Source organism: Duganella sp. HH101 (assembly GCF_001758795.1).
GTDB classification, from domain to species: Bacteria; Pseudomonadota; Gammaproteobacteria; order Burkholderiales; family Burkholderiaceae_D; genus Rugamonas; species Rugamonas rivuli.
Genome location: NZ_LRON01000040.1, coordinates 1 through 18,474 on the forward strand (window position 1 = coordinate 1; position 18,474 = coordinate 18,474).

Annotated in this window: 3 protein-coding genes; 2 read left to right on the forward strand and 1 reads right to left on the reverse strand. The window is 63.8% G+C overall.

Annotated features, from left to right (window positions below):
* Nucleotides 1-16,590, reverse strand: a 16,590-nt coding sequence (locus tag DUGA2_RS31195; protein WP_070273195.1) for a DUF6531 domain-containing protein, incomplete at its 3' end; no start/stop codon positions are given.
* 398 nt (nt 16,591-16,988) lie between these two features.
* On the opposite strand from DUGA2_RS31195, the gene DUGA2_RS31200 reads away from it, so the two are divergent.
* Nucleotides 16,989-17,690 (forward strand): flagellar hook-basal body protein, encoded by a 702-nt coding sequence (locus tag DUGA2_RS31200; protein ID WP_286162332.1) that lies wholly within the window; start codon nt 16,989-16,991, stop codon nt 17,688-17,690.
* Nucleotides 17,691-17,692: 2 nt separating this feature from the next.
* Complete coding sequence (flgG, locus tag DUGA2_RS31205; RefSeq protein ID WP_070273197.1) at nt 17,693-18,472, forward strand: flagellar basal-body rod protein FlgG; 780 nt, start codon at nt 17,693-17,695, stop codon at nt 18,470-18,472.
* The last annotated feature ends 2 nt before the right edge of the window (nt 18,473-18,474 follow it).

Genomic DNA, 18,474 nt, shown 5'->3' on the forward strand with positions numbered 1-18,474 from the left:
GTGATGTGGTGTGATGTTGTCGCCCTTACTGCCTGCGGCTATCAGCTCGCCATAGGTTGCGACGTTCCCTTCACCCGGCAGCAGGCGTTTAGTTTTAAAGATGTCGAGCGTGCTTCCAACACCTTTCATCATTCCTGCGAAACCACCTGCACCCACCGATAGCATCGCCGTCCCACCAATGCCACCGTTTTGCGCATCGATATCTGTCCTGCCAACATCTTGCAGACCACCTGAGATGTAGCCTGTCACCTTGGATTGGGCGGCATTAATGAGGTCGCCTACCGGTGTGAAATTGCGAAGCGCGTAAGCAGCAGGGCCGGTCACAATATCCAGCCCTTCCAAGGCGTATTTGGCTACCGGGTTACTCTCGACATATTCGCCGAACGTCGATAGAACATTCCCCGTCCCGACCATGGCGTTATCGATGTATTTGCCTACGAACGTTCTTTGTCTGGTTGTGGCGTCGTTAGCGGTTTTACCGACATTCCAGAGCGCCTCCACGTTCCCAACCAGAGGAAGAACCTTGTTGTTTGCGTAGATGTCACGGACTTGGCTAATCTGGTCATCCGTGGCGTTGCGTAGACGCAGGAAGTCGCTAGTCCGGTCCAGTACGTCATCACGCGAAAGGTCTTGGCCGGCTGCGAACTTCAGTTCAGAGATTTTCTGAATGCGATCAGCCATGTTTGGATCGCTGAGATCGGCACCAGTCCGCATCGCCAAGTCTTGAATGTGACGACGCTGATCGGACGGCAGGTTGCCCATGGAGTCGGGCAGCGAAGGACGCGAGAACTCGGCCGCCAAGCTGCTACCCAGCGCATTGCCAAACGCGTCTGTAGCAATTTGCGCCGCATTGATTTTACCTCCACGCATAGCCGATGCTACCACGCCGGCGGCGAAGCCACTGGTCGTCGCCGTTGCAAGGTCAGCGCCGAAGACCGATGCAGCACCATAGCCCGCCGCCGATCCTGCCATGGAGCCGACTGCGGAAGCGGCGACGTTGCGCCAGCTAAAGCTCGGTTGCAGGCCCGTCACGACGCCCACGCCTTGCGAGATCGCGTTGGACAAGGTGGCGCGCGCCGCGGCCGCTTCCCAGCCGTTGCCGTTCAAGATGGAGCTGGTGCCCGCTGCCTGGCCGTATGCGCCGACCCCTGCGGTGATACCGCCGGCGACGGCCGCCAGCGCCACACCTTTCCAGTTGAAGCCATCCTGGGCACCGATGCCGATACCGACCGCCTGGCTGGCGATCGAACCCGCCGCTGCCCCGATGGCGCCACCGGCAACCAACGACAACGACGCACTCAGCGAACCTGCCGCCGCAGCGGTGGCGGCCGTGGCGCCCGCGGCCGTTGCCGCGCCGCCGTAGGCCGCGAAGATGGCATTGGCCGCCGCGCCAGCCGTGATATAGGTGACGGCGATTGCCACCACCACCATGATCAGCGTACCCACGCCGCCGCAACCGCCGCTCTGCGGCGCCTGCGGCATCGCCAGTTCCGGTGTGGTGCTGCCCAACGCGGCGGAGACGTCGTAGGGCTTGAAGCTTTGATAGCCGTTCAGTACGGTATTGACGCGGGTCGGTATCCTCAGCGCCTGGCCGGCGCTCAGCGTGGTGTCGGCAGTGAGGCCGCCATTGACGTCGGCAATCAGATACCACAGGCGGTCGTCGCCCCATACCAGCTTGGCTACGCTGCGCGCCGTTTCCCCCGTCCCCTGGACCACGTACACGCTCGGCGGTGTTGCCACTGCCGGCGAACTGACCGAGTCGTACACGCTGCTGAACGATTCGAAGTTCTTGCTGCTGCTGCCGATCAGTTGGTCGTTGACAAACAGGCTGTGCGTGGTGACACCGTCCTGGACTTTTTCAAGAATGTGGCCGTTGCTGTCGCTGCGCACCACGCGCTGGTCGCTGCCGTTCACCGAAGCCAGATTGCCGTTGGCATCGTAGCCGCGGATGCTGCTCTTGCGGTCGCTTGGGCTGTTGCTGACCTCGGTTTCGGTCAGCAGATAGCCGTCGCGCGCCTCGTAATGCATGGTGGTCGTCTGCACCGGGCCGTTCTCACTGGCGACCACCGTGTAGTGCTCCAGATTGCCTGCGGTATCGTAGTAATACGCCAGCTGGCTGCGCAAATTGCCCTGGTCGTCGACATTGCGCTGCGCAACCAGGCGGGCCTGCTGATCATAGCGGTTGTAGTGCGTGCCGTCGCGGCTCCAGTCGGAAATCACCTGGCCGGCGCCGTCGTAGCGGCGCATGCCGCTCAGCTTATTGTCGGTGTAGGTCTGCGACAGTTGGCCGGCATCGTCATAGGTGTATCTTTCCTTGTTGTCGCTGATGCGGTTGCCCATCCAGTCGTAGCCGACCACGTGGCTCTCGATGCCCTCGTCGTGGAGGCCGGGCTCATCAGTTCCCGGGTTCTCCTCGAGCGGCGGGGTATTCGGCGGCGGTGGCGGGTTGGCGAGCACCGTATGGACATTGCCCCAGACGTTGGTCTGGCGATTCATGCTGTCATACAGATAGTTGACCACGATCTCTTTCTGGTCGCCGACGTCGTTGTTGAAGACCGTCCAGCTGCTGTTGCGATTCCCGTAGTCGTCGTAATCATAGTGCACGGCGTAGCCGGCGCCGGTGACGCCGGCGCCGATATCGCTCAGCCGGCCTTGATGATCGTAGCGCAGGAAGTTGTCCTGCAGCGCGCGTTTCTCATCCGTCAGCCAGACCCGCTCGGTGATGCGGCGGCCGTCGCGGTCGTAACTGTAGGTGGTGTTCTGGTGGAGCGCCTGATCGTCGATGCTCTGCAGCAGCCCGGTGCCGTTGTCGTAAGTGTAGGTGATGCTTTGGGCGCCGCGCGTCAGACCGCTGACCTGGCCGTTGGCGTTGTAGCCGTAGAGGGTGGCGACGCCGGACAGGTCCGTGTACGAGATAGCACGGCCGCGCTCATCGACTTCCCATGATTTGCTCTCGTACTTGACTGCGCCGGGCGCGCCGACGCGCTGTTCCGCCACCTTGAAATTGAAGGCGTTGTAGGCGCTCAGAATGGCGTTGCGCTTGGCGTCCAGTGCACGGCCGGCGGCAACGCCGCTTTCGATGCTGATGACGTTGCCGCCCAGGTCGTAGCGGGTCAGCGTGCTGGCGCCATTGTTCGGGTCGCCGACGGCGAGGACGTCACTGGTCGTGCTGCTCCGGATCTGGCGGCCCAGCTCATCGTAGCTGTAGCTGTTGATGGTGCGGCCCTTGCCTATCGTCAGGTCGATGCTGCCGTCCTTGCTCCAGTAGGCCACGTCATAGGCGGCGCTGGTGCGGCTGATCTGGCGTCCCAGGCGGTCGTAGCCATAGTCGGTCTTGACGATGGTGGCGGCGTCGCGGTACTGCCAGATCGCGGTGCGCTGGCCAAATGTGTCCAGTTGGTAATCGACGATGCCGCCGTCGGCGTGTTTTTCGCGCAGCAGGTTGCCGTTGTTGTCGTAGTAGCTGGTGTTGACATGGATGGCGCCGTTGGCGTCCGGGCCGGAGCCGTCGGTCACGGTCTGCACGCGGCCGGCCAGGTCGTAGCCGATGCGCTGGGCGTATTTGGGCAAGCTGCCGCCCAGCGTCATTTGCGTCACGCTCAGCAGCTGGTTGTTGGCGTTGTAGGTGTAGCTGGTCGCCCAGTTGGGGTCCTGGCTGTCGAGGCGCTTGAGTACATTGCCCCAGCGGTCCAGCGTCAGCTCCGGCAGCGCGGTACTCTTGCTGCCGCCCCGGATCGGCGCGGTAAACCCCAGCACCGCGCTGCCGACGTAGCGGTTTTCCGGCTTGCTGTCGATGATGGACTGCAGCACGCCGCCGGCTTCGGCCAGATAGCGGGCCTGGTTGGCCAGCGGCTGCACCAGGCCGGCGAGGGCGCTGTCGACCTTGGCGTTGAACTCGTCGCGCGCGGCCAGGCCCGCCAGGTCGCTATTGGCTGCGCCATCGGCGATCGCGACGATCATGTTGAGCGCGGCGGCGCCGCGGCTAATCTGGCTGGCCTGGGCGACGTAGGCGCCCAGCTCGGCTTGGGTCGGCGCCCGCCCCATCGCATTGTTGAACACCATGGACAGGAAGGTGCGGTCGTCGCTGACGTTGCCATACAGCCGTATCGGTTCCGGCGACAGCACCAGCAGATCCTGGGCCACCTGTGGCAGCGTGCGCGGCGGCACCAGCGTGGTCATGGCGTTGACCCAGAACTGCAGGCCGCCGGGGTCGGGGGCGCGGTTGAACAGGGCCAGGTACAAACGGGTGAGCTGGCGCACCGTTTGCGCCAGCGGCAGGGCATTGGCCTGGGCGACGGCGGCCTGGTCGTAGCTGGCCGCCGTGGCGCGCGCCGCTTCCTCGCTGAATTGAATCACCGTGCCCAGATCGGGCGCGGCGCTGGCGTCGCTTGCCGCGTTGAGCGTCGACTGCATGGTGTCGGAGACGCGCTGGTTGAACTTTTTCGCGTCCGTGCCGCCGGCCAGCGCGGCCTGTTCGACCCACTGCGTGACCAGGTCGGCGCGGCTGATCGCGTTGGGGCCGGTGAGCTTGTCGCTCCAGTAGCGGATCGCGCCGCTGTAGTCCGGCGTGGGGTTCTGCAGCGCCAACGCGTAGATCTGGCGCACGAAGTCGTCGTTGCCCAGGCTGGCCGGGTAGGTCGCACGGGCGCCAGCGGGGCTCTCCAGCAGGGCCTTGGCGATGCGCGACGGCGTGTCGCCGGCGTTGAGGCGGCCGACCCAGTAACGCACTTCGGCCAGCTGCGGCGCACGGTTCATCAGCGCGACGTACAGTTGCGTGATCTGGCGGCTTTGGCGCGCCGACGGCGTGGTGGCGCTGTTGGCCACATAGGCGGCCGCAGCGCTGGTGTCCGAACCGGCCAGCGCTTCCAGGGCCGCCGCGTAGGTGGCGGCCACGTCGTAGCTTGGCGTGACAGTGTTGCCGTTGCTAACCAGGGCCAGCAGTGGCGCCAGCGTCGCCTGCTGATCGTTGTAGGCCTTGTTGGCGGCATTGTAAGCCGCCAGCGATTGCACCGCCTTCAATGCTGCCGTATCGGCGTTGGCTCTGCCGTTGAGCGCCGGTTGCAATGCGGCGGTCGCGGTATAGGCGGTGTTGGCGAAGTTATAGGCCGAGAGTGCGGTTTGCTGGTTCGCCTGCGCGGTTTTCAGCGTTTGCTGATCGGCTGCGAGCTTCGCGGCCGCATCGCTATCGGCCTTGATGGCGGCGGCGCGTCCGGCGACCAGATTGAGCGCCGTGCTGCGGTCCGCCACCATCCGGTTGGCGGTGGCTTGGTCGAGCTTGGTATGAGCTTTGGGTTCGTTAAACAGCGCCCTTGCGACTTCCGCGGGCGTCACCGCCCCCTTCTTGATTTGTAAAACATAAAAATTGTTGGCGCCGCTATCCATCGGCTGCCCCAAAATGGAGCTATAGAGGGCCGACACCAGGGTGACAATATTATCTTTAGGGTAGACGGTTGGTTGCGCCTCCAGCAAGCCATTGATAAACGTGATGTCGCTTTCCAGCGTGTCCGTATAGTTCTTCATGAAGTAAGCCAGCCCGCCCAAGTCGGTGTCGCCGCGCAGACCCAGATACATATACGTCAGCTTGCTTTGAAACTTGGTCGGCGCCGCAAGGAAAGCATCGGCACCTACGTACAGTTTGTTAGGATCGTCCGTGATGGCTTTCAAGGTGGCGGCGGTGATGGCTTTCGCGTTCTGGTCGTTTTGCACCAACGCGGCGGCGTCACTGCTGTCGGTGACGCGCTGCGAATAAGCCGACCACGCCTGGGACCGGATATCCAGCAGTTCGCGCGTCTGCGCCGCGAGGAAGTCGGCGATTTTGCCGTCAAATACCTGCTTGCGCTGCAACTGATCCAGCGAGCCGTCCTTGAACGCCATATAGTCGCTGACCATGTTGAGCACCAGCTGCCCGCGCGGATAGGTCGACGCCGGCATGCGCGCCACCCAGCCGTCGACCTCGGCGGCGGTCGCCGCGCGGCCCATGATGCGCGAGAACATCGTGCTGATAAAGGCGCGGGTGTCGGCCGGGAACAGGATGTTATGGTTTTTTGCTTCGCCGCTAATCATAAAGGATTCTGCGACATAGGCCAGGTCGGCCGCAGCGCCCGGACCCGTGACGAAGTATTGCAGATCCGCTACCGCACTCGGCGGGGTATCCCGCAGCAACACCACGCTGTATAAGGTGGTCAGCTGCAGTCGTCGCAGCGCGCTGCCGTCGCCGCCGGTCGCGTTGTTCAGTGCGGTGATCGCGGCCTGCATCGCTGCAGACTGACTGTTGGCGTCGGTCTGCATGGTGTTCAGAAGGCCCGGCAGCTTCGACTTGAGATCGGGTTGTGTCGCCAGCGTCGCCTGCGCATCGGCGACCTGCTTGCGTTGCGCGCGGTCGACGATGTCCATGCAGCTGGCGACTTTCTTCAAGAACTGCTGTCGCGCCACCAGGTAGTCGCGGCTTTCGGTGTCGGGCGTGGTGTTGGTATACGCCAGCACGGAATTCATGATGTCGTAGGCGACCTTGCCGCGCTTGGACAGGTCGCCGCCCAGCTGGGCGATCCACTTGGCCTTGTCCGCTTGCTTCAGCGCGCTGGTGCCGAGCACGTTCATATAGATTTTGTCGACAAAGGCGGCGTCGCTCGACACGGGACTGCCGAGTGCTTCGGCGCTCTTGCCCAAGGCAATGGCAAAGCCTTCCATGTTGGTGAGGCCGGTGTTGATATTGTTGACATAGAACCCCATGCCGCCCAGGTCGGGGTCGGTGGTGAAGTTGGCGGGGGTGCGGCCGAGCAGTGCGATGTAGACCTGCAGCACACGCATGCGCGTCTCGGCGAGCGGCGCGGTGCTGAGGAGCGCGCTGGCCTTGACAAACTGGTCCACCGACTGCGCGCGCGCAGCGGCGGCGGCGATGGTCAGTTCCATGCTGGTCCTGGATTCGGCGATGGCGTCGAGCGCCGGCTTGGACGAGCTGCTGTAGGCGGCCTGGTTCAGCGCCAGCGCGCGGTCCAATGCGGCCTGGATGCTGGTCGAGGTCACCAGCGACAGCACCTGCCGCTGGTCGTCGTTGCTGCTGTTTTCCCAGCTGAACGCGTACAGATCGGCCGCGCACGCCAGCGCGACGCCTACCTTGTTGTTGTAGCGGGCCTTGAGCGCGGCCTCCTGGGCCGACGGATCCTGGTAGCTGATCAGGCCGTTCATGATCTTGACCGCGATTTCACCGCGGTTGCCGGCTGTCAGCTGCGCCTTGAAACCGTCCCTTTCCTTGACTGCGGCCGCGCTGGTCGGCACTTCCCCGAGCGCGAGCTGGTAGATGCGGTCGACGAACTGGGCGTCGGTCAGGCCGGGCGCGCCGGCCAGTCCCAGCTTGGGGTTGGTCGCTTCGGCGCTGGTCAGCATGGCGCTGGCGATGGTGTTCCAGGCCGCCGGCGTGGCGCCCAGGGTCTGGTAGGCGCTCAGGTAAGACGACAGGCCGCTGCTATCGAGCGTGCGGTTGAACAGCGACACGTACATGCGCGCGAGCTGGGCCCGCATGTCCTCCATCGGCGCCGAGTCGGCGGCGGCTTTGGCGGCGGCGCTCAACGCGGCGGCGGCGGTCGCGCTGGCCGCCACGGCGGCCTTGGCCTGCTCGGCGGCGGCCTGCGCCGTGGCGGCGGAGGTGACGGCGGCGATCACCGCCTTGTTGACGGCGTCCTGGTCGGCCACCGGCACATTCGCCAGCGGCAGCTGGCCATAGCTCAGCGCCAGCGCCACCTTGTTGTTGAAGGCTTGTTTTTGCGCCAGCAAGGCGCTGTCGCCCTGTGCGTAGTTGGCGACGTCGCCGATCATTTTAATGATCAGCTTGCCGCGCCTTTCGCCTTCGGAAGGCGCGTCGATGGACGGGTAGGTGCTCAGGATGGCGCTGACTTCGTCGTCGCTGAGCGCGCGGCCTTTGATATAGGCGCCGGCGCGGGCGACCAGCCGCTGGTTGTAGTCGGCCGCGCTGATGCCGTCGACCGGATACAAGGCCGGGTCCTTCGCTTCCGGGCTGGCCAGCATGTTTGCGATCATAGCTTCCGGCGTGACGGTCTTCAGGGCGTTGCGCCAGAAGCTGGCGCCGCCGGCGTCCGGCGCGCGGCCGAACAGCGCCAGGTAGAACTGGGCGATCCGGTTGTTCTGGCTTTCCAGCGTGCCGCTGTCCTGGGCGTCCTGCTTGGCCAGCGCGCTGTTGGTGGCGGACTCCTGCCAGATGCGCGCGGCCGTGCCGAGATTGGTGCCGAGATACTTGATGGTGTACGCCAGTCCCGCCTCCAGGCCGTCCTTCATGCGCGTCTGCGCCTTGGCCAGCGCGCTTTGCTGTGCCGCCGGCAGGGCGCCGCTGACCGGCAGCATCATGGTCTCGATCAAGTCCAGCATCATCTGGCCGGGAGCGTCGCCTCCGGCGGCTTTGGCGATGTCGTACTTTGCGGCCCAACTGGCGACGTCGCTGGCATAGGCGGCATCGGCCGCATCGTTTTCCAGGCGGCCGAAGCCGTTCCTGAACAGGTTCTTGATGACGCTGGCGCTGGACCCGGACAGCGTACTGGCGGCCTCGGTGCTGCGCAAGAAATCGAGCACCAGATGCGCCAGGCTTTCGCCCTTGTTGGCGCGCTCCATATAGACGTTCAGGCTGATCAGGTCGGGCGCGCGGTTCAGCAGCATGCCGTAGATGCCGGCCAGCTGCTTGTTCTTGTCGGCGGACGGCATGTTGGCGATGTTCAGCGTGCCCTGGATGCGGACAAAGGCCGCTTCCTTCGGCGGCGTCAGCACCACCATGTACTCGTAGGTGCCCGCCGCGAGCAGATCGGTATCGAAGGCCAAGCTGTCTTCGATCGAGCGCAACCTGCCGAGGCCGGAGATCCAGTCCGCCGTGCCCTGGCGCCGGTAGTAGACCTGCTTGCTGTAATCCTTTTCGGCCGGCTCGGCCACCAGCAGCAGGCTGTTGACCAGCGGGCTGATGCGATCCTGCTGGTACTTGGTCCAGGCGCCGCTCGCCGGATCTCGCTGCAGCACATAGATGTTGGCGTCATTGTCGCGGCGGGTGGCGATCTGGCGGCCCATCAGGTCGTAGCTGAAATCGGTGCGCTGCAGTCCGCTCTTCTGGAGGGCGCCGACGATGTCGGTCGCGCGTTGCAGGTCGGTGCCGACGCCGAGCGCGCCATCGGTCTTGACCAGGCGGCTGCTGAGGTTGCCTTGGGCATCGAACTGCGCCAGCTTGTCGATGCCGTCGCCGGCGTTGCTCAGCCAGGCGTGGCCGGCGCCGTCGTAGCGGGTGTATTCGCTTTGCTTTTTGTTGTCGTCGCCGCTGCTGTCGACCTGGTAAACCTCGCCGAAGGCGTTATAGGAATAACGCTGCACCGTGTTGGCCGGCGTCAGTATGTTGCGCACCAGGTTGATGTTGCCCGGCCGGGTGACGCTCGCGATCTGGCCCAGCACATTGTAGGCGGTAAACGTGAAGGCGGTTTCGACAGGATTGACCGCGTTGTCGGCATTGGTCACGGTGCGCCACTGCTTGGCCGCGCGGCCGAACTTGTCGTACGAGGTATTGGCGGCCTTGCCTTCGGCATCGAACACCTGGATGGCGCGTCCGGCGATGTCGTAGGTGGTGGTGGTGACACGGTCGCGGCTGCGGTCGTAGGCGGCGGTGGGCTTGCTGGCGGCGGTGGCGGCGGCGGCGCCGTTGGCGACGTCGACGCGTATCACCACATTGCCGAAGATGTCGCGGCGGAACTCGGTCAGCGAGCCGGCGGCCAGCGGCAAGGCATAGCCGGCCGGCGCCGTCAGCGCCGTCTGGCGCCCGGTGGCGACCGCGCTCACGCTGCCGAGCGCATCGTAGTAGCTGTAGCTGGACATGCCCGAGGCATCGGTGCTGCGCGTCATGTTGCCCAGCGCATCGTAGGCATAGCTGGTGGCGGCGCCGTTGCGGACCTCGCTGGTTTTACGGCGGTTTTCGTAGCCGTAGGTGGTGATGCGATCGTTGGCGGCGTCGACCGCCGGCTTGCCGTAGCGTGTGTCTTTCCAGTCGGCCTGCCAGTCGTCGTACGCCGTCGCGTAGTCGGTTTGACTGGTCAGGTCGCCGGCGGCGTCGTATTCAAACACGCTCAGGTAGCCGTTGCGCGTGGTGGCGTCGTCCTGCAACGCGGTGATCTGCGCCTGCTTGTTGCCGTTCGCATCGTAGTAGTAGCGGGTGCTGGCGGCGCGGGTGACCGGCGTGCCGTCGCCGGCGGCGCCGTAGACCAGGACCTGGCGCGCCTGGCCGAAGGCGTCGTAGCGGGTTTCGGTGGTGCGCGCCGACTGCAACATCTTCTCGCCGGTCAGCGTGTGCTCGTCGTACACCCAGGCCAGCGGTTCGATGACCTTGATCGCATGACCCACCTGATCGTAGCGGGTGACGACGGTGCGGGATGGATCGCTGACGCCGGCGGTATTGAAAGGCAGCACCGCGCCCCAGGTGGTGAACTTGCGGCCCGGGGATGCCGGGCTGCCGGCGACGTAGCCGGCCAGCGGAGCACTGTAGCGGGTCAGCTCGGCCACGGCGCCGAAGTTGTCGCGCGCATAGCCGGTCACATAGCCGGCGGCGTCGATGTCGTAGCGCACCTGGCCGAGACGGTCATAGACCTTGTAGCTGAAGTTGCCGTCGACATCTTTGTTGGCGATGGCGTTGCCCAGCATGTCGTAGCTGACCTCCACCACCAGCTCGCCGGAATCGATTTCGTTGCGCTTGGCCGTGGCGGCGGCCGATGGCGTCTCATTTGCATTGTAGATATTGACGGCGGGCTGCCTGGTGCGGATCTGGCGGCCGACGAGATCGTACTCGTACGTGACCTTGCGCGGCTGAGCCCCGTTGGCGCCTTCGGTGCGGGTGAACAGATTGCCCAGCATGTCGTAGGTCATCGCGGTCTGCGGACGGATGCGGGTCGGGGTGCGCGTGCTCCAGTCCGGGTTGGCGTCGAGCTGGCCATTGGCGTAGACATCGATTTCCGGCGCGGTCTCCAGCACCAGGTGGCTGGCGTTGTCGTAGGCATAGTTCCAGGTCTGTTTGAGCTTGTTGACGAAGCTGGTCTTTCGGCCCAGCCCGTCGTAGCCGTAGGATTCCTTGTAGCCCAGCGCATCGGTGGATGCGACCAGATTGCCTTGGGCGTCATAGTCGGCGTGCGTGGTGCGCGGCGTGCCGAACTTGGAGGTATTGCTGACCACATTGGCGTAGCTCAGATCGGTCAGCGTCGCGGCGGTCGGGTAGGCCTGCGTGTCGGTCACGCGGCCGAAGCTGTCGTAGCGGTTTTCCGTCAGGTAGCCGCGCGCGTCGAGCGTGAAGCGCAGGCGGCGGTTTTGATCGTAGAGGTAGAGGGTGGTGCGGCTGCTTGCGCTGGCGCCGATGGCGGCCAGCTGTGCGGTGACGCTGGCGGCGCGATCGCTGACCTGCTGGGCGTTGATCGGGGTGGCGTAGCGGACCAGGGCCGAGACATTGCCCTGGTTGTCGTAGCGATGCTCGGTGACGTTGCCGAGGGCGTCGACTTCGAATTGCAGCCGGTTGTCGAGGTCGTAGATGGAGCGGGTGACGCGGTCGTTCGGCTGCGGCGCCGGCTTGTAGGCGGCGGTGACCGTGTCGGGCGTGGCCACGCCTTTTTCGTAGGCGGTGCGCTGGATGAGGTTGCCGCGCGCGTCATAGTCGAAGCGGGTGACGGCGCCGACGGCGTCGATCGAGACCTGCAGGCGGTTGAGGGCGTCGTAGCGGTAACTCGTGGTGCGGTCTTTGGCGGCATCGGCCACCGGCGCGCCGGTAGGGTAGGCCAGCGCCGAGCTGGTGGTCTGCGCGGTGGCGTACTGGGTTGTGCTGCTGAGGTTGCCGGCCGCATCATACGTGCGGCCGGTGACGGCCCATTGCACCGAGCCGCCGGTACTGTTCTGCGCCACGGCCACCGTCTTGATGCGGTTGCTGCTGTCGTAGGTGTAGTAGGTGGTGGCGTTGGCCGCATCGGCGGCCGCATAATTTCGCAGGGCGTCGCCGGTGGGCGCCAGGCCGGGCAGCGCTGTGGCGTAGGCGGTGGTGACGCTCAGGTTGCCCAGGGCGTCATAGGTATTGCGCACGACCGACCAGTTGCGCAGCGTCGGCTTGGCCGCGTCCGGCGTGTTCTGGGCGGTGGCGGTAGCGGCCAGGCGGTTGGCGCCGTCGTAGGCATAGACGGTGACGCTGTCGGACGCGCTGTCGGCCGGGTAGGCGAGCGCCGGCGCGCTGCCGGCGAGCGGCAGCGGCGTGGCGTAGGCGGTCCGCCGCGTCAGGTTGCCGTTGCCGTCGTAGTCTTGCCGCACGACCGACCATTGCAGCTTGCCGTCGGCGGCCAGGCCTTCGGCGCGCATCTCGGCTGCCAGCAGGCCACGCGCATCGTAGAAGTAGCGCTGGTGGTTGTCGTGGGCCGCGTCCGGCGCGATTTGCGCCAGTGCCGCGTTCAGGTCGGCGGCCGCGAAGTCGACCGGCTTGGCGTAGGTGATGCGGTCGGTCAGCTGGTCCAGCGCGTTGTAGCTGTAGACCGTCAGACTGCCGCCGGAGGTCAGCGAGGCTTTCAGGCGGCCATCGAGGTCGTAGAAATTGCGGCCCGCCATATTGGCGGCCGGCGCCGAGACGTTGCCGTTGGGGACGTTCTGCTGCTCGGTGGCGTCGATGCGGCCGAAGGCGTCGTAGTGCACGGTGCTGCGGTTGCCGAGGGCGTCGACGACGGCGCTCTGGCGGCCGCTATGGTCGTACTCGTAGCGGGTTACGCTGTCGACCGCGGCGGCCGCCAGCTTGCCGACGACGGTGCCGATGTTGGCGTCGTTCTGCCCGCCGCCCAGCGTCGCCAGCGTGGCGGCGTCGAGGCGGGTGCCGTAGTTGGTCTTGCTCTTGAGCTGATTAAAACCGTTGTAGGCCAGGCCGGTCACTTCGCCGGCGGCGTTGACGGTGTAGGTCAGATTGCCCTGGCCGTCGTAGTAGTAGCGGCTCTGGTTACCCAGCTGGTCGGTGGCGGTCAGGCGCAGGCCGTTTTCGTTGTAAGTATAGCGGCTGCCGTAACGCAGCCAGATGCCGTCGACGTCTTCCGGCTTGGCGGTGGCCAGCGCGGCCACGCCCTCGGTGTTCAGTTCGGCGATGAGGCGGCCTTGTACGTCGTAGCGTTCGCCCTGCGCGCGGGTGGCGCCGCTGCCGACGCGGGTTTCGATCAGCTTGCCCAGCTTGTCATAGGTGTAGCGCGTGACAATGCCGCCGGGCGCGGTCTCGGTCTCGACCTGGTTGCGCGAGGTGTAGGTGTAACTGGAGAGCAGGTCGGCGTCGCTGACGGCGTAGCCGAGGCCGGACATCTTGGTGGCGCCCGGCGTGGTGACGGCGACCGCGTAGTGGCGGCGGCTGAGGACGTTGCCGTTGAGGTCGTACTTCAGCTCGGTCAGGAAGTTGCCGTTGTCCAGCGTGCCGGCCAACTGGCCCCTGGTGTTGTAGAAGTAGCGCTCGTGGGAGGCGACGGCGCCGGCGCTGCCGAGGATGGCGGCGGCCGCCGGCGCCTGGTTCAGGTAGGCGGCGCTCAGCTGGACGCTGTAGTTCAGCGTTTCGATCAACTGGCCGATGGCGTCGTAGCGGTGTTCGGTGACGTAGCCGGCCGGATCGACCTCCAGCTGCAGCTTGCCGTCGGCGGTGTAGTAATTGCGGCTGATCTGGTCGTCCGCGCTGGCCGTGTCGTCGAGCGAAGTGGCGGCATAGACATTGGCCAGCTTGCTGATGTCGTAGGCGCGGCGGATCACCTGGGTCACGCGCGAAGCCTGGTCATAGACGTAGACGGTCAGGGCGCCGCCGGCGTCCACCGTTTTCGACAGGCGGCCGGCGTCGTCGTACAGCTTCCAGCTGCTGCGGTTGTCGGCATCGGCGTCGGCCAGGCGCAGGTCGGACAGGCTGGTGCGCGGCCAGACGCCGTTGACCGGGGCCAGCAGATTCATCTGCGCCGGCGTGAGCGGCTTGGCGTAGGCGATGGTGCGCGTGACCTGGTTGTCGGCGTTGTAGAAGTAGGCGGTCAGGTCGCCGTTGGCGTCGATCTTTGCTGTCTGGCGGCCGGCTTCGTCGTACAGGAAGTAGCTGGCGGCGCCATTTTGCGCGGCCGTGCGACGCAGCTGGCCGGCGCTGTCGTAGCTGTTGGTGGCGATGCTGAGCACGCGGCCGTCCTTGTCCAGCTGCGAGACGCTGGTGGCGCGGCCATTGCGGTCGAAGGTAGTCTTGGTGACCAGACCGTTGGACAGCGTGACGCTGCGGCTGCCGCCGGCATCGTCGTAGACCGTGGTCGTGGAATTGTTGTCGGCGTCGGCGGCCGAGATCAAGCGGCCCAGGCCGTCGTAGGCGAACAGGGCGCTGGTCTTGGATTTGCCGTCGATGGATTGCAGCAGTTGGCCGTGCTGGTCGTAGACGTATTGGGTGGCAACTACCTCGCTGGTGACCTGCGGCGCGGGCGTCGCCAGTAGATTGCTGACCGTGATCGAATTGCCGGAGCCGGTTGTGCTGCCGCCTACGTTGGGACCGCTGCTGGTCTCGGCAAACAGGCGCAGGTTGCTGCCTTGGTCAAAAGTGTAAAAGAAGTTCAAGCTCAGCAGGGGAACGTTTGCCGTGCTTTTTTCGTGTATCGTCATGACGGCGTTGCCGCTTATATCGGTTGAGATGTCAACGGTATAAGTCGTGCTTGCCTTCAGACCGCTAAATTGCGGAGCAGGCTGGAGAAGTTGCGTACTTCCATTCTGAATCAGAATCTTGAGTGTGCCGCCGGCGAAGTTGAATGCAAATTTCTTTGTGGGGGCGGTCTGGTTGGTCAAGCCGATCGTCAACATGCTTCCGGTCAATTGCGCCGGGGTCGTGACGTCGAAATGGAAGCCGTTGCCGAGCGGCGAATCCGTCACGCTGGTAACTGTCGTAACGTTATTGGTAGCCTGCTTTGTGGACGTGAAAGTATAGGCGCCCGTGCCGCCATTGAGGGTAATGCCGGCGGGAAGGGAAGCAGGCATCACCACTGGCGTCATGGCGGAACGGGTTGTGGCATAGGTACTGGTTTTGTCGACTAACCCGCGTGCATCATGTCTATAGTCTGTTCGCTTGACGGCGGAATTTTCCGCAGATAAGGAAAGGCTCCAGTCCACTAGCCCGGCCTCCGTGGAGGCTATTCCCAACGGCAGCACCGCGCCGGCGTATTCGATCATGCTTGAGCAAAGACCCCGATCGCGAAAGCCGTCGTAGCCATAAGTATATTCGGTCAGCCGACGTTCTGGACTGATGACAAACCGCAGACGGTTTCGGCTGTCGTAGACATATTGGGTGGACAGCGCCGGTTTCGTGGAGCCGGAGGGATAGATCGACTCCTGCAACAGGTTGTTGGTGGACGGATCGTAGGTACGTGTCGTGACGTCGCCGGCGGCGCTGGTTTCACGGACGCGATTGCCGTTGGCATCATACTCGTAGCTGGTTTTCTTGCCGCGTGGATCGGTGACACTGAGCACATTCCCATTGGCGTCATAGGCGAAACTCGTCGTTTGAGTCGCCACAACAGCGCCGTTGAGGAGGGTAGGCGGGGTCGTGGCAGACAGCAATTGACCAGCGGCGTCATAGGTATAAACCGTATTGTTGCCAAGCGGGTCGGTGACGGTGGTCTGCAGGGAGCTGTAGGCAAAGCGGGTCACTTGGCCCAGCCCGTCGGTGGCGGTTTCGATCTTCCACGCACCATTCACTTGCACATAGCCGAATTCTAAACTGGTGCCATCGCTCTGGATGACGCTGGTCACTTGGCTGGTTGCACCAAGGTAAGAGTAGGTGGTGGTGTAGACTTTTCCGTCAACAATGCTGTTGTCGTTCGGGGTCAGGTCCGTCACAACTTGGGACAGGCGATTCAACGCATCGTAGGTATAGTGCACGCGCGTGCTGGTGACATCGTTCCAATCGCTGACGCGAATTTGGCTCAGATTGCCAGCGCTGTCGTAGTCGAAATAGGTGTCGTCGAAGGAGGTTGATGCCTTTGCCAGACGGCTGTTGGCATCATACGTGTAGTTTACCCCGTTACCGCTCAGGTCGGCGACACTCTCGATTTTTCCGCCGCTTGCGATGCTGCCATACCATTCGTTCAGCCCGGCGCTCCCGATGTGGTCGCTGGTCCATTGCCAATTGAAGTACTTGTCCCAAGTCAGATGATTATAAGCACCGCTGCCGTCAGTGCTGATGTAGTGCTTGAGGCCGGTATCGTAGCGGTACAGCTCGCGGCTGCCGTCGCTGTTGATGCGGGTGACGGTGCTGCCGGCGGTATTGACGGTGCCGGTCAGGTCAACGATCTGCTTGACCACGCCCAGGCGCCAGTTGAGGCCGTTGCCGTTGTTGTAGTTGCCCTGCGAGTTGTAGGTGCGGGTCAGTGATAGCTTAGTGCCGGCGCTGGCAACGAAATCGTCCTGATCCTGTAACACCAGGTTGCCATTGGCGACGTTGACATACGCCCCCTCCTTGCTGTTGCCCAGGCTGGGGTTGCCGAATACGCCCGCCTGGCCCAAGGTGGAGGAGGAACCCGTCGACAGGCCGAAACCATTACCGCTGACAATCGCAACCATTTTTCTTTTCCCGCATGAAGTTAGTCTGTTGGGCCGGTTTCCGGCGCCGTTCAGACAAGGTATCCACGCTTTTCGCGAAAAGTTTAGTGAAAAGGCATTTTTATTTCATTTCCCATAACTCCGCACTTGATTCGAGGTGATTTTGATTATTCCTGGAAAGTCAATATAAAAAATGCGGATTATAGTTTTTTGTACAGTAATCTGTTGTTTTTCAAAATAAAGCACATGCGTTTGTTTTCACTGATTGTTATAAATTCGGTCAGAGTGCCCAAAAACAATTAGATGATCCAAGGGAAATTATGGTGCTTAAAAAAATACTGTTTTTCTTTTGGGTAATAATCTTAAAGCTGTGTTAGGATGCGTGCCTTTTTTGCAATTTGGTGCTCGGTATGGACGTGATGGCAATCGCCGCGAATGGGATGCAGCATGATTTGCTGCGCATGGAAACCATTAGCCAGAACATGGCAAACGTGCTCACGCCCGGCTACAAGAAGCAGGTGCTGTCCGGCTCTTCGTTTTCGCAGCAGGTGGCAGGCGGCTTGGCCGATGCCGCCGCTGCATCGCCGGCCACGCTGTCCATCGACGCCGCCCCCGGCACGCTGCGCTACACGGCCAACCCGCAGGATGTGGCGATCGAAGGGACGGAATTCTTCGAGATCGCCGCGCCGCAGGGGCCGGCCTATACGCGCCAGGGCGGCTTCCACACCGACGTGCGCGGCCGCCTGGTCGGCCAGCATGGCATGCCGGTGATGGGCGTCAGTGGTGAAATAGTGCTCAGCGGGCCTTACGTCATCGACGGCAATGGCGACGTGCGCCAGGGCGACCGCGTGGTCGCGCGCCTGAAGATGGTGCGCTTCGCCAACCCCGAAGCGCTGCAGCCGCTGGGCAGCGGCACCTATGCGCAAGGCGCGGCGCGCCTGGCGGAACAAGGCGCGGCGCCGTCCGTGCGCGTGGGCTACCAGGAAAATTCCAATGTCAGCTCGCCCCAGGAAATGGTGCGCCTGACCGAGACCGTGCGCCATTTCGAGGCCCTGCAAAAAATCATGCAGGGCTACGACGACAGCCTGGAAAAAACCATACGCAAGCTGGGAGATTTTTAAACATGAACGAATCGCTGTATATCGCCGCCACCGGCATGCACATGCAACAGAAGAGCGTTGACACCATCGCCAACAACCTGGCCAACGTCAACACGCCCGGCTTCAAGAAGGCCCACGTGACCTTTGAGGACATGGTCTACCGCGAGATCAACCGCACCGGCAACAGCGACGCCCAGGGCGCTCCCAGCCTGTGGCACGGCGGCGGCGTCGGCATCTTCTCGCTGTCCAAGGTGTTCACCGCCGGCGAGATGCGCAAGACCGATGCGCCGCTCGACGTGGCGATCCAGGGCGACGGTTTCCTCGAAGTGAGCATGGTCGACGGCAGCTCGGCCTACAGCCGCGGCGGCTCCTTGTCGGTCGACCGCGACGGCTTTCTGGCCACCGCCGACGGCCATGTGCTCAAGCCGGCCATCCATGTCGGCACCGACGCCAAGAGCATCGTCGTCAAGGCCGACGGCCAGGTGCTGGTGCAGGGCGCCAACCAGTCGGCGCCGAGCGAGGCCGGCCGCATCGAGCTGAGCCACTTCTCGGACACCACCGGCCTGGTGTCGCTGGGCGCCAACCTGTATCAGCCGTCGGCGCGTTCCGGCGATGCGATCTACGGCAAGCCCGGCGAAGACGGCCTGGGCACGCTGGCGCAGGGCTACGTCGAAGCGTCCAACGTCAACCTGGTCAACGAAATGGTGGACTTGATGGCGGCGCAGCGCGCCTATGAAAGCAGCGTCAAGGTGATCCAGGCATCGGACGAGATGCTGGGCATGAGCAACAACCTGCGCAAGTAAGC

Coding starts and splice junctions, on each gene's coding strand:
- DUGA2_RS31200 (WP_286162332.1), top strand. CDS start 16,989: ATGGCAATCGCCGCGAATGGGATGCAGCATGATTTGCTGCGCATGGAA.
- flgG (WP_070273197.1), top strand. CDS start 17,693: ATGAACGAATCGCTGTATATCGCCGCCACCGGCATGCACATGCAACAG.